General features: G+C 27.6%; 15 protein-coding genes. 12 read left to right on the forward strand and 3 right to left on the reverse strand.

The genetic code is table 11. The features are described 5' to 3' along the window. The first annotated feature begins 651 nt into the window (after positions 1-651). A complete protein-coding gene (locus BB_RS05120) occupies positions 652-1,137 on the forward strand; it encodes a P13 family porin (protein ID WP_010258574.1) in 486 nt (161 codons plus the stop codon). Between the two features lie 323 nt (positions 1,138-1,460). Beyond that, positions 1,461-1,970: a BBA03 family outer surface lipoprotein gene (locus tag BB_RS05125; protein WP_010258570.1), complete on the forward strand. Its 510-nt coding sequence runs from the start codon at positions 1,461-1,463 to the stop codon at positions 1,968-1,970. A gap of 74 nt (positions 1,971-2,044) precedes the next feature. Here BB_RS05125 and BB_RS05130 read toward each other — a convergent pair whose 3' ends face one another. From BB_RS05130 to BB_RS05140, 3 genes are all read right to left on the reverse strand, one after another. Continuing rightward, the gene (locus BB_RS05130; protein ID WP_010890375.1) at positions 2,045-2,893 is read right to left on the reverse strand and encodes a S2/P23 family protein; all 849 of its coding nucleotides are present in this window, start codon (positions 2,891-2,893) and stop codon (positions 2,045-2,047) included. A gap of 109 nt (positions 2,894-3,002) precedes the next feature. Further along, positions 3,003-4,256: a hypothetical protein gene (locus BB_RS05135; protein ID WP_010258562.1), complete on the reverse strand. Its 1,254-nt coding sequence runs from the start codon at positions 4,254-4,256 to the stop codon at positions 3,003-3,005. 410 nt (positions 4,257-4,666) lie between these two features. Continuing rightward, a complete protein-coding gene (locus BB_RS05140) occupies positions 4,667-5,140 on the reverse strand; it encodes a BBA07 family lipoprotein (RefSeq protein ID WP_010890376.1) in 474 nt (157 codons plus the stop codon). A 173-nt stretch (positions 5,141-5,313) separates the two neighbouring features. On the opposite strand from BB_RS05140, the gene BB_RS05145 reads away from it, so the two are divergent. The 10 genes from BB_RS05145 to BB_RS05190 all read left to right on the forward strand — a co-directional run bounded on the left by BB_RS05145 (position 5,314) and on the right by BB_RS05190 (position 12,947). Beyond that, a complete protein-coding gene (locus BB_RS05145) occupies positions 5,314-5,649 on the forward strand; it encodes a contractile injection system sheath initiator (RefSeq protein WP_010890377.1) in 336 nt (111 codons plus the stop codon). Next, positions 5,646-6,518, forward strand: a complete 873-nt coding sequence (locus BB_RS05150) for a DUF276 domain-containing protein (protein WP_010258108.1) — start codon at positions 5,646-5,648, stop codon at positions 6,516-6,518. Before BB_RS05145 ends, BB_RS05150 begins: the two co-directional genes overlap by 4 nt. A 2-nt stretch (positions 6,519-6,520) precedes the next feature. Next, positions 6,521-7,147: a DUF735 family protein gene (locus BB_RS05155; protein WP_010258110.1), complete on the forward strand. Its 627-nt coding sequence runs from the start codon at positions 6,521-6,523 to the stop codon at positions 7,145-7,147. Between the two features lie 61 nt (positions 7,148-7,208). Continuing rightward, the gene (locus BB_RS05160) at positions 7,209-8,243 is read left to right on the forward strand and encodes a DUF685 domain-containing protein (RefSeq protein ID WP_010258113.1); all 1,035 of its coding nucleotides are present in this window, start codon (positions 7,209-7,211) and stop codon (positions 8,241-8,243) included. Between the two features lie 22 nt (positions 8,244-8,265). Continuing rightward, entirely contained in the window at positions 8,266-8,445 is a 180-nt protein-coding gene (locus BB_RS05165) for a BlyA family holin (protein WP_010258115.1), read from the forward strand. Continuing rightward, entirely contained in the window at positions 8,442-8,867 is a 426-nt protein-coding gene (locus tag BB_RS05170; protein ID WP_010258117.1) for a BlyB family putative holin accessory protein, read from the forward strand. Before BB_RS05165 ends, BB_RS05170 begins: the two co-directional genes overlap by 4 nt. Next, the gene (locus tag BB_RS05175; protein ID WP_010258119.1) at positions 8,857-9,222 is read left to right on the forward strand and encodes a BBA14 family lipoprotein; all 366 of its coding nucleotides are present in this window, start codon (positions 8,857-8,859) and stop codon (positions 9,220-9,222) included. The genes BB_RS05170 and BB_RS05175 overlap by 11 nt, the downstream gene beginning before the upstream one ends. Positions 9,223-9,456: 234 nt before the next feature. Then, positions 9,457-10,278 carry an outer surface lipoprotein OspA gene (gene ospA / locus BB_RS05180; protein ID WP_010890378.1) on the forward strand — a complete coding sequence of 274 codons (822 nt, stop codon included), beginning with the start codon at positions 9,457-9,459 and terminating at the stop codon, positions 10,276-10,278. A gap of 9 nt (positions 10,279-10,287) precedes the next feature. After that, positions 10,288-11,178, forward strand: coding sequence for an outer surface lipoprotein OspB (ospB, locus tag BB_RS05185; protein WP_010890379.1), 891 nt, complete (start codon positions 10,288-10,290; stop codon positions 11,176-11,178). 572 nt (positions 11,179-11,750) lie between these two features. After that, positions 11,751-12,947 (forward strand): plasmid maintenance protein, encoded by a 1,197-nt coding sequence (locus BB_RS05190; RefSeq protein WP_012622799.1) that lies wholly within the window; start codon positions 11,751-11,753, stop codon positions 12,945-12,947. Positions 12,948-12,951 lie beyond the last annotated feature (4 nt).

Below are 12,951 nucleotides of genomic sequence, written 5' to 3' on the forward strand. Positions count from 1 at the left end.
AAGATAATTTATTAGTATACTAATAAATTATCTTCTAGAATTAAAGAATATTAATATAAAATACGGAAGCCCATGCCAATCATAATACAATTTTTATTTTTAATACAAAAATAAAAATTACTACATTATCAAAGAACTTTTTTTTAAAAAAATTGTAAACATTAATTTGAATTAATAATTTAAAATTATATAAACATAAAAACAAATTAGAAAGTTAAAGTATAAAAACATTATAAAAGCTTAATGCCATTAATAAATGGTCTTAAAAGATTTTAAGAAGAGATAAATTAAAGATTAATCCAAGCTCAATAAGAAATAAATAAAATTCGAAGCTTTAAGACAATCAAAGATCAAAAGAATCTTAAATAACATGGATAACTAGCAGATAGTATTATTCTCACAAAAGAATTTCGAATTAATTATATGGCTCACTTTGAAAACTTGCTTTTCAAAGCTAGATTAAACTTTTAAAAAGTCTTCTTTTACTTTTAATTTATCTTCTTAAGATCTTACATATTTTTAAATATCTATTATTGCAAGCAAACGAGCTCAATCCAAACTTTATTTGCTTGCAATAAATTAATATTAATTTATTATAAATTGCGCTAATATTTTACTTGTCAAAACTTACCATTAGGAGATAATAAAAACATGAAAAAAATTTTCACATTAATATTAATTTTTGGGTTGACAATTCAAATCTTTGCCACAAAAGACACACAAAATAGAATTGAAAAAGGCATTGAAAGTTTTAACAAATATGATAAAGAGAAAAAAAATCCAATAGGGCCATTCCTTTTAAATTTATTTTTGCCCTTTGGAATAGGATCCTTTGTCCAAGGGGATTATATTGGTGGAGGCTCAGTGCTTGGATTTAATTTATTAGGAGCAATCCTTTGGGGAACTGGAATTATTCTTAATCACCGAGAAACACAATTAACCGGATACATATTAATAGGGGTAGGAGCAAGCATGGTTTTAACATCCTACACAGTTTCACTTATTATTCCATTTACATTCGCAAATCGGCACAATGAAAATCTTAAAAAAAGACTCAGCGCTGAACTTGCAGGCTTTGAGCCCAATTTTGATCTTGGAATAAACGGATTCCAATTATCGTTTAAAAAAAGTTATTAAATTAATAATAGATAATAATTTTTATAATCTAATTAAAATTAAAAATCAATTTGGCAACAGAGAAAGTATTCGCACCAATGCTTTCTCTGTTGGCTTATCAAATGCACTTAAAATATCGTTAAACCCCGCCTCCTGAATACTAAACATTGCAAATCTTAAACGCAATATTGAGCCTAATAAAGAAATTATTTTTAATGCTAAATTAGTACAATATTTTTAATAATTAATAATAACAATTATTAAATTAAAATGTTCTAAACATATTATTAAAATGCTATAATTACTAATTAATAATAATTAAAATACTTTTTAAGGAGACTATTTTGAAAAAAACGATTATTGTATTTATAATATTAGCATTTATGCTTAATTGCAAAAACAAAAGTAATGATGCCGAGCCAAACAACGATCTAGATGAAAAATCGCAAGCCAAATCAAACCTAGTTGATGAAGATAGAATTGAATTCAGCAAAGCAACACCTTTAGAAAAATTAGTAAGCAGATTAAACTTAAACAACACGGAAAAAGAAACACTAACATTTTTAACAAACTTATTAAAAGAAAAACTAGTAGATCCAAATATTGGCTTACATTTTAAAAATAGCGGTGGAGACGAAAGCAAAATAGAAGAATCTGTACAAAAATTTCTATCAGAGCTAAAAGAAGATGAAATAAAAGATCTGCTTGCGAAAATTAAAGAAAATAAAGATAAAAAAGAAAAAGATCCAGAAGAGCTAAATACTTACAAAAGCATACTTGCTAGCGGATTTGATGGAATTTTTAATCAAGCAGATTCCAAAACCACACTTAATAAACTTAAAGACACTATATAGCAAATCCAAGTCTGAAATTTATAATTAATTTAAAAAGCTAGTGGTTTTAAACTGCTAGCTTTTAAAATATTTTTTTAGTTAATTAACGAATTAAATGCAAAACTTGCACTTTTTATTTTAGGATATTTTTCAATTATTTTTTTCATAGCAACATTAAAAAGCTGAGAATCAAGCGTAATTCTGTAAACTTTTTCATTTTTTGGATATTGCTTTGACTTAATAGTAATCTCGGCAATCATATCACTCCAAGTTCCATTATTATAAAGAGAAGCAAAAGCTTCAATCACTTTTTTAGCATCGCTAGAACCAAAAGGATATGCGGTTACAAGCCCAGATTCAACTGATTTTTCAGACATTGGAAGTCTTCCCCAAAATCCGCTTTTATTTTCATTAAAATTTATATCATTTCCCTTGCTTATTAATTTAAACCCAGAAACAGAATAAAGCGGATCACTCTCTCTAGTAGTTTCAAAAACTATTATAGGCATGGCATAAGAAATATAGCTTCCATCAACAGGAGAAACAAGATAAGAATACTTAATGCCCTTAAGCTCTTTAATAAAATCTCCACACTCCCCAAACAAATCTCTGGCTTTAATTTTTATCCAACGAACAGAAACTGCCCAAATAAAAGCATTTATTGATTTTGTTCCTTCTAAAAACTCTATTTTAGAGTAATCAATAAATTTATTTTTATTTTCAAGAGCTTTTAAAGTTTCATAATTTTGCAAATCATAAACTACACCAGAATCTCCAGAAAAAAGCCCAAAATTCATCGCCCCCAAGGCTCTATTTTCTTGACCCCGCCTATCTGATCCACTTTCTCTAATAAGCTTATTACTACCCTTTCTCTCCATTTTTGAATTATCATCTAAATTACACCCTAGGATTAAAACCACAAAGGATACAATGACTCTTTTCAAAATGCTCCCCCTTTTAAACTTTTAAAATTCTATCTAATATTTAAAGTTTTTAAATTAGATTATTAGAAGAAAATGTAGAGCAATTAACAAAAAAATCAAAATAAAAACTTTAACGCCTGCTAATCTCTTTTATCAAGCTGTTTAACATGCGATTTATATAATCATAAAGTTTTTTATTCCTGCCAATATTGTTGTAATAAAGTTTAAAAATTTCCAAAAGAGAATTTCTAACCTTAAAAATCACTACTCTTTTGCTTTTATTCCTAATAGAACCTAATGCTTGTTTGAAAGATTTACGTGATTTCTCCATTTCTTTTAAAAACCTATTAACATCGTAATTTAATGTTATTTCTTCTAACTTTCTTAATATCAACCTAGAATATTCCTTTCCAAGCCTTTTAAACAAATCGTCAAGATTTTCAAAATCCAATTCTCCGCCCAACAAAACCCTGCAACATTGCAAAGTCTCTTCTTCTTCGTCTGTTAAATTGCGCTTCCAATTTAAATACCAATCAAGCTCTGACTTTGTAGTAAGAGAAAAATTTTTTAATTCAAGAAGTTCTTTGCTAACACCGCTAATTTGTTGATCGATTGTTTTTTCAAGAGCAACAAGAATGTCTGCGCTTGAACCACCAGCATTAATCTTGGTTAGATAAAATTGTTGACACAAATTCATATCCAGAAGAGAAATTTCATCTTCTCTGTCACTTTTGTCGGAATAATTTCCAATCAATCGCACCAAGGTGCTCATTTTAGAAGACAAATCTCCCCACCGCTTTTTTCCTATATCAATTAAAAACTGATTAACATCTTTTTCGCTGTATCTGTATTTTACTAACACCTCATCATTGTTTAAAAGCCACCCACCAAGAGCATATCTATTCTCATCGTTTTGCAAAGATTTCTTGAAAAACTCAAAATTTTTGTCTTCTTCCAAGTTTAAATGGGGAATCCAAATCTCATCGTGATCATTTTTCAGCAAAGCTTTACCGTATCTTGACTTGCCAATATTGTGCTTTGAAGAAGCTTCTTGCAAAGACTCAGAATTGTCTAAATTTTCAAAATCATTACTCGACTGATCCAAGTCTTTAGGCATTAAATTTTTTGAATTTCTTAAAGTTTGTAAATCCTTTTTAAAGTCTTTGGATTTTTTTAATGTCTGGTCATTTTTTTTGCTTTCAAAATTACTTAACCGAGAATCTTTAAGCCTATTGTTCTTAGAATTTAGAGACTTTTTTTCATTGCTTATTAAATTTTGCTTATTGTTAGAAGTGGTGCTTTTTAAATCTTCTTCTAAAGATTTGCCCTTACAATTAACAAACAACAGAAAGCTAATAATAAATGCAATTCCTATTTTATTCATAAATTAAATTACCTCTATTTAATTATTGGTTTAAATAAAAATATAGCTCACTTTACATACACTAAATGTATGTATTGCACTATTTCTTACTATAAAAGGAATTAGGCTTGCAGCTGCCTTAATAAATTGTTTTTTTAAATAAAAAAACAATTTAAAATAGCTTAAATAAAGTTTTAAGCCTAAATTAACCTAATAATGCCTTTTAAAGCAAAAAAGTATTAATAATCTGCATTATTTAATAATCTAAAATTACACAGATAAATTAAAATCATTAACATCAATCTAAATTACAAAAATTTAAATTTTCAAATCTAGACATATTTACAATAAAAAAACAAAAACAAGCACAAACGGAAAGATTAACTCTTAAGCTTAAGAGCTAATCTAAGGATGAATTAAAAATAAAAAAGTTAAAACGAAGCAGATGCATCATAATTTTTTACAAGATTACAAGCCTCTTCAATGTTTTTAGTAGTCATAAAAGATTGTCGCAAATTATCTATGTAAGTTTTTTCAACCTGTAGCAATTGCTGTTTAGCATTGGCAACATTTGCAACATTTGAGCTCTCAAGAGCCATTTTAGCCTTTCTTTTGGCCTTTAAACACTTAACAACAGTAACAAGCATTTCTTTTACCTTCTCTTCATTTAAATTAAAAATTTGATTAAACTTGTCGGGATTGCTATCAAGAACTACCTGTTCAAGAAAAAACAAAGCTTCTTTTTGATCATCATTTAAAGAATCTACAAAAGAAATTTTAAGTTCTTTATTTGATGCACCATTAGAAGCATTTAAAACCTTTGAAGGCCTTCTCCTAAGATCAGAATAATTAAATTCTTTACAAGAAAAGAATAATAAAATAACAAATAATAAAATATTTTTCATACGTCTCCCACACACATTACTATTATGTAAATATTTAAATTTTAAAAATTAAATAAAATTTTTTAAAAAAAATATAAATTATAATATATCTCAACATTTAAAATAATAAACATTTTGTAAAACTTTATAGTAATATCGAATAAAATATGTTAAAATGACTTTGGTAGTTAAAAATGGAAATTAAAATTGATGAAAAATTTAATATAGTATTTAACAACGATCTTAAATTAATAGAAAACATTGAAGAACAAAAACAGCGTTTATTTTTTTACCTTAAGACACCAAAAGGCAGTTTAAAAGAAAATCCAAATTATGGGCTTGACTACAGCTTTTACTTTAAACTTTGCAAAGCCAATAAACTAGAATCTATTAAAAATTTTTTTTTAAACCTTTCAAAAGAACTCAAAATAGACCTTATCAACGTAAGGCCAAGCATTAAAAACAAAACAATAACAATAAATTTTTTCTTTTTAGGAAAAGACAATTTAAAAATGGATTTTAAAATATGAGTATAATTTTTGATAAAAACTTGGGAATATTGGAAAAAACAATAGAAGAAATTCAAAATGAAAAAAAACATATACTGAGAACAAAATACGGTATAAACATTAAAGACAATTCAATTTACGACATAATAAACTTTCCAAGTTCAAGCATTGACAAACAAATATCAGAAGTCTTAAAAGAACTTTTTTCTAAAATAAAAGAAAATGGAAGCTACTTTAATGCACTAAAAGAGGACTTAAGCACGCCCAAAAGCTCAACTTACGAAGCAATAAGAAAAGCTCTGCTAAATGTTGAAGGAGTTAAGCATATAAATATTTTAAGTGGGCCTGGAACAATCAACCTCTACTTAATACTACAAGACGATTGCTTTCAAGACCAAGAAAAAAAACAAATCAAAATTGAAACTAAACAAAATATTTGGCAAGCAATCTACTATACAGCGCCAAGCGGAACAGTTTTTAAAGGCGACATTGAGATTGAGTTTTTAAACAAGCACAACCAAAAAAAAACATACAAATTCAGCTTAGGCAAGAAGAAATATGCATATCTTAAAGTAGTCTACAAAACAGAAGCAAAAGACGCAATCTACAAAGAAATAGATACTCAAATTAGAGACATTTACAACAAAATATTAACTGACAAATACATTGAAATGGGAACATCTCTTAGGTATCAAGACTTTCTTGCACCAGTTAGCATTATTCGGGGAATAAAAGAGCTTAAAATCGGAATTTGCATTAAAAATGATGAGACAAAAAAAATCACACAACTTAGTGATAGCGATTTCACATTTAATAAAGACGAAAACACCAAAGAGGATGAAATTATTATTTTTAATACAAACAAAAGGCTTCTTATTAACAGAGAATAAAAATGAATAAAGAGATACCAAAATTTTTAGAAAATACCCAAATTGAAAAATTCATTTGCAATGAGCTTGATTACAAAAAAGAGATACTAAGAGAGTTAAAAGAGCTGCTTGAAAACTTTAACACAATTAATGTTAAAAATAGCATTAACTCTAAATACATTGCATTGCTAATGCTTTCAATATTTAATGCATTTCACTTTAAAAAAGAGCTTAACAAAAATCTTGTTAACTCTTTAGATGCTATTATTTTTGCAATAAAGTCCATTGGCACTGATGAGAGCTTTATTGTGCTCTTTAAAGCCTTTTTACACGCAAATGTAGAAGTCAGTTCAAACGAAGACGCTCCAGGCGAAATAATAATAAAATTGCTTGGAAACATTAAGTCCCCCATTGAATTTAATATTGCAGCAAAAAATCAAAACAAGCTAAAAAAAATAACTGCTAAGCACGCGGGATTTAAAAAAGCTCTAACTTCTAACTATATGCCCAAAGATTACAAAAACTCAGTATATGAGTTTATTAAAATATTAATTCCCATAGGAAGAATAGTTAAAATCATAGACAAAAAACAAATAGAAATAAAAGGCACAAGAACAAAAAAATTTAGCACAGCAGATCATTTTTTTTGACCTTCTGCTTACTAGCGTGTAAACACAATTTAAAACTTAAAGAAATTTAAAAGGAGAATTTATGAATACCAACGAACCACAAGAAAGCGTACAAATAAAAGACTTAAACAGAAAAACAAAAGTTAATCAAAGCGACCTTATTCCTATTGATGACATAGTAGAAGATACTTGCGCAATCACATACAAACATCTCCTAGAACAAATACAAAACGATACATTTTATAACAACGAATTTGGATGCTTTAAAAAAGCAATAAAAGACGTAATTAGCAAGGAACTTTTAGAAAACAAAGAATATATAAAAAACATTTACATTAAAGTAATCTCAAAGCTTTTAAAGCTAAGCACACCACTTGAAAACATAGATTTTGATACTGTTTTTAGAAAAGTTAAATCTACACTTATTGAGAGCTTAAAGCACACAAACACAAAGCCATCTTCAAACAAAATTTCAATTTACAACTCAGAAACAAAAGATATTGAACTTATTCAATTTGAAATCTTGATTGAAAGTTTAAAAGAATTTCTTGCAGAAAAATCTGAAATAAATGAGCTTAAAAGCGACCTAACGGGGTGCGTACAAATAAACGATTTTACAGATAAATTTAAAAACTCTTTTAAATTAATACCCAAACATACTCTTGATACAAAAACTGAACAACTTGTAAGCTGCTATAAAAACGGAATTCCGCAAATTGTAGAGATTCCTATTTGGTGGCAAGGAAAACCATACGACTTTGGGGGGCTACACACAATAGTTGATGATGCTAGAATAATAGAATTTCAATATAAAAATAAAGCTACAACCGTTGCACTTAAAAACAGAAGTAGCACATCAATTGTAATAAACGAATCATACAAAGACAATTACATTTATTTACAAATAGATGCAGAAATCAGGTATTCAAGCTCAACAGAAGATCACAATAAACAATTTTACCTTCAATTTGAAAAAAGCTCTGCAAAAATTTTAATAGCTTCATTTTCTTCTCAAAACATGCCCACACTTAAAACACCAATTTACAATGGCTGGTACTACGTTGGATCGGGCAAACTAAGCACGGGAGAAGAAATGCCAATACTAAACAAAGTATAAAAATAAATAAAAGGAGACATTTATGGATACAATACTTATTTTTTTGTCAACAATTGACAATACAAAACTAATTATCTTAGGAGGATTTATTGTGCTGGTAATAATGCCGATGATTTTGGCAATAAAACCACAGTTTAGAGAAAATTTAATTTTGCTTATTCAAAAACTCTTAAAAAATATAAATAAAAAGGAAAAAAAATGAACAATAAAATGAATATCAACTCTGGCATTGACGCTTTAAATAATTTATATGATTTTCTAAAAAGTAGCGATTCTCCAACAGAAGTCAAAGTAGAAAAGGGTATATATTTGGGGCTTAATCTTTACAATCTAATAATGAGCATCTACAAAGACAAAATCACAACCCTTGAGAAAGAAGAATCATTAAAAATATTAAATGAAATTAAAAATGTTAATAATAAGATTACTCAACTTATATCAAGCATTAATGATGAGAGAGATGCAAGCATCATTGAACATTTAAGAGAAGAGAGAAATGAACTAATGTCAATCAAAACTCAAGCACTCCAAGAACAAATAAAAGAGTTTCCAGAAAATACAAGCACTGCTAACAGCAAAGCCCAAAACTTAAAAGAAAATAAAGGAGATAAAATTGCAAATTAAAAATTTCCCCTTTTTGTTTTTATTAAACAGTCTTATAATTTTTTCATGCTCTACAATAGCAAGCCTTCCAGAAGAACCATCATCCCCACAAGAGTCAACACTAAAGGCTTTAAGCTTATACGAAGCGCATCTTTCAAGCTATATTATGTATTTACAAACATTTCTTGTGAAGACTAAACAAAAAGTAAATAACAAAAATTATCCTGAATTTACGCTTTTTGATACCAGCAAATTAAAAAAAGATCAGACTCTAAAATCAATCAAGACAAACATTGCTGCTTTAAAAAATCACATTGACAAAATAAAACCAATTGCAATGCAGATTTACAAAAAATACTCAAAAAATATACCTTAATACTTTAAAAGACATTTAACTTTTCTTTTTCCTGAAAGTCCCAAAACTGGGACTTTTTTTAAATAAAAAATCTACATTAAATCTAAGCTTAATTAGAACCAAACTTAATTAAAACCAAACTTAATTGAAGTTATTATCATTTTATTTTTTTTCAATTTTCTATTTGTTATTTGTTAATCTTATAATATAATTATACTTGTATTAAGTTATATTAATATAAAAGGAGAATATATTATGAAAAAATATTTATTGGGAATAGGTCTAATATTAGCCTTAATAGCATGTAAGCAAAATGTTAGCAGCCTTGACGAGAAAAACAGCGTTTCAGTAGATTTGCCTGGTGAAATGAAAGTTCTTGTAAGCAAAGAAAAAAACAAAGACGGCAAGTACGATCTAATTGCAACAGTAGACAAGCTTGAGCTTAAAGGAACTTCTGATAAAAACAATGGATCTGGAGTACTTGAAGGCGTAAAAGCTGACAAAAGTAAAGTAAAATTAACAATTTCTGACGATCTAGGTCAAACCACACTTGAAGTTTTCAAAGAAGATGGCAAAACACTAGTATCAAAAAAAGTAACTTCCAAAGACAAGTCATCAACAGAAGAAAAATTCAATGAAAAAGGTGAAGTATCTGAAAAAATAATAACAAGAGCAGACGGAACCAGACTTGAATACACAGGAATTAAAAGCGATGGATCTGGAAAAGCTAAAGAGGTTTTAAAAGGCTATGTTCTTGAAGGAACTCTAACTGCTGAAAAAACAACATTGGTGGTTAAAGAAGGAACTGTTACTTTAAGCAAAAATATTTCAAAATCTGGGGAAGTTTCAGTTGAACTTAATGACACTGACAGTAGTGCTGCTACTAAAAAAACTGCAGCTTGGAATTCAGGCACTTCAACTTTAACAATTACTGTAAACAGTAAAAAAACTAAAGACCTTGTGTTTACAAAAGAAAACACAATTACAGTACAACAATACGACTCAAATGGCACCAAATTAGAGGGGTCAGCAGTTGAAATTACAAAACTTGATGAAATTAAAAACGCTTTAAAATAAGGAGAATTTATGAGATTATTAATAGGATTTGCTTTAGCGTTAGCTTTAATAGGATGTGCACAAAAAGGTGCTGAGTCAATTGGTTCTCAAAAAGAAAATGATCTAAACCTTGAAGACTCTAGTAAAAAATCACATCAAAACGCTAAACAAGACCTTCCTGCGGTGACAGAAGACTCAGTGTCTTTGTTTAATGGTAATAAAATTTTTGTAAGCAAAGAAAAAAATAGCTCCGGCAAATATGATTTAAGAGCAACAATTGATCAGGTTGAACTTAAAGGAACTTCCGATAAAAACAATGGTTCTGGAACCCTTGAAGGTTCAAAGCCTGACAAGAGTAAAGTAAAATTAACAGTTTCTGCTGATTTAAACACAGTAACCTTAGAAGCATTTGATGCCAGCAACCAAAAAATTTCAAGTAAAGTTACTAAAAAACAGGGGTCAATAACAGAGGAAACTCTCAAAGCTAATAAATTAGACTCAAAGAAATTAACAAGATCAAACGGAACTACACTTGAATACTCACAAATAACAGATGCTGACAATGCTACAAAAGCAGTAGAAACTCTAAAAAATAGCATTAAGCTTGAAGGAAGTCTTGTAGGCGGAAAAACAACAGTGGAAATTAAAGAAGGTACTGTTACTCTAAAAAGAGAAATTGAAAAAGATGGAAAAGTAAAAGTCTTTTTGAATGACACTGCAGGTTCTAACAAAAAAACAGGTAAATGGGAAGACAGTACTAGCACTTTAACAATTAGTGCTGACAGCAAAAAAACTAAAGATTTGGTGTTCTTAACAGATGGTACAATTACAGTACAACAATACAACACAGCTGGAACCAGCCTAGAAGGATCAGCAAGTGAAATTAAAAATCTTTCAGAGCTTAAAAACGCTTTAAAATAATATATAAGTAAACCCCCCTACAAGGCATCAGCTAGTGTAGGAAGGGTTTATTACAACCTAAAAATTGAATTTATATATTTTTCAATTTGTTACTTCTGGAAAAAGTCTCTTAGGAGGCTTTTTCTCTTTTTAAAAAGAGAAAATACAATAATGCATAAGTCAAGCTATTTAGGTCCTTAACCTTTAAGTCTTTAAAATCAAAATAAAAAGCGCTAATACACTGAATGCATAAAATTTAATAAAATTAATGGGGATAATTCCTTCACCCAAGCCCAACTCTTGAATGAAGGATAAATAAATAAAATAATCTAAATTCTTAATAAAATTAAACCCATCGCTAATAAGCTCACTATTTTAAATAAAAATTAAAGCGTAAAAATAATTTACTCCTAATATAAGTTTATTATTTATTATATTTTATTACAAAAACTTACTTTTGTAAAGTATATTTAACAAATATGTATTAAATATACTTTTTTTTATTTTTTATATAAAAATACTTTACTTTTTTAAGAAACTGTACTATTAATTAAATTATAATTAAAGAAACTACTTATATTAGGAGTATAAAATTGAAAACATTAAAAAAGAAATCACCAAACACTACAAAAAGAGTAAAAAAAACCACAATGAACTTCCAACACAACTTGATTGTATTAATCTCTACCCTTAACTTTATCAACTTAAACTTTAAAAAATACACACAAAAAAACATACTTTATTTACTAAATAAAAACCTTGAAAGAAATAAACAAAAACTCATAAAGCTCAAAACACTACAAAACTATTTATACATACTAGAGAAAAAATTTAAAGTCACGCTAAACTACTGTAAACATTTGGGAAAAAATTCTGGAAGTGAAACTTATTATAAACTTAAATACGAAAAAGAAAAATGCTATTTGATAATTAACACATACTTTAAAGAAAAAATAATAAATAAAATTAACGAATTTACGCAAAGAATAAAAAAATTTAATCAAATAAATAGTAGTGTTAAATGGGAGTGTATTAATAATACTAATAATATATATAAATATAAAGAATATAGAAATATACACAAAAATTCCAAAAAAACAACAAATAATGAAATAATAAAAAAATATTTAAGTAAATGTAACTTCAAAACAGAAATTCCGGCTTTAATAATGAATTTGAAAACAACAAACAGCACTAAAATCTATCATTTAAGAAACCTAAAACACATTGAAAATGACCTAAAAGAAATAGATCCTAAAAAGATTGAAAAGCACATATCAAATGTAATAAAAGAAAATATAAACAACCCAGGATATCTGTGCAAATTTTTCAGAAACAGTGGATATAAAAGAATAATACATAAAATAAAAGAACCGGAAAAAAAATATAAAAACAAAAACGAAATTCTAAAAAAAATACTTGAAGAAAAAATAAAAGAATTAGAAAAAGAACAATATAAAAAAGAAGATCTTGAAAAGTTTTTTGGCAAAACATACGAAATTTACAAAATAAAACCACATTTCATAATAGAACACAAAAAATATCCAGATTTAGAAAAGCTCGTAAAAAGAGCAAAAACAGAGATCCCCAAAATCCAAGATAAAATGGTAAGACAAAAAAGTATAAAAAACAACATTTTTAGTATATTATTAGAACAGTTGAGGCATAAAGTAGATAATGATAAGCTAATTCCTACTTTAAAAAAATTCATTGAGAATGAGCCTGATCTTAAATATAGTAAGGTATTTGACAATTCCTACTATAATAATTTGATTAAAATAGTGAGCTAGGGAG

Origin of the sequence: Borreliella burgdorferi B31 (genome assembly GCF_000008685.2) — a bacterium.
GTDB lineage: Bacteria > Spirochaetota > Spirochaetia > Borreliales > Borreliaceae > Borreliella > Borreliella burgdorferi.

Excerpts from the sequence above, each read along its gene's own strand:
- BB_RS05145 (WP_010890377.1), top strand. The coding sequence starts at position 5,314 with ATGGAAATTAAAATTGATGAAAAATTTAATATAGTATTTAACAACGAT.
- BB_RS05120 (WP_010258574.1), top strand. The coding sequence starts at position 652 with ATGAAAAAAATTTTCACATTAATATTAATTTTTGGGTTGACAATTCAA.
- BB_RS05135 (WP_010258562.1), bottom strand. The coding sequence starts at position 4,256 with ATGAATAAAATAGGAATTGCATTTATTATTAGCTTTCTGTTGTTTGTT.
- BB_RS05160 (WP_010258113.1), top strand. The coding sequence starts at position 7,209 with ATGAATACCAACGAACCACAAGAAAGCGTACAAATAAAAGACTTAAAC.
- BB_RS05170 (WP_010258117.1), top strand. The coding sequence starts at position 8,442 with ATGAACAATAAAATGAATATCAACTCTGGCATTGACGCTTTAAATAAT.
- BB_RS05150 (WP_010258108.1), top strand. The coding sequence starts at position 5,646 with ATGAGTATAATTTTTGATAAAAACTTGGGAATATTGGAAAAAACAATA.
- ospA (WP_010890378.1), top strand. The coding sequence starts at position 9,457 with ATGAAAAAATATTTATTGGGAATAGGTCTAATATTAGCCTTAATAGCA.
- ospB (WP_010890379.1), top strand. The coding sequence starts at position 10,288 with ATGAGATTATTAATAGGATTTGCTTTAGCGTTAGCTTTAATAGGATGT.
- BB_RS05140 (WP_010890376.1), bottom strand. The coding sequence starts at position 5,140 with ATGAAAAATATTTTATTATTTGTTATTTTATTATTCTTTTCTTGTAAA.
- BB_RS05155 (WP_010258110.1), top strand. The coding sequence starts at position 6,521 with ATGAATAAAGAGATACCAAAATTTTTAGAAAATACCCAAATTGAAAAA.
- BB_RS05165 (WP_010258115.1), top strand. The coding sequence starts at position 8,266 with ATGGATACAATACTTATTTTTTTGTCAACAATTGACAATACAAAACTA.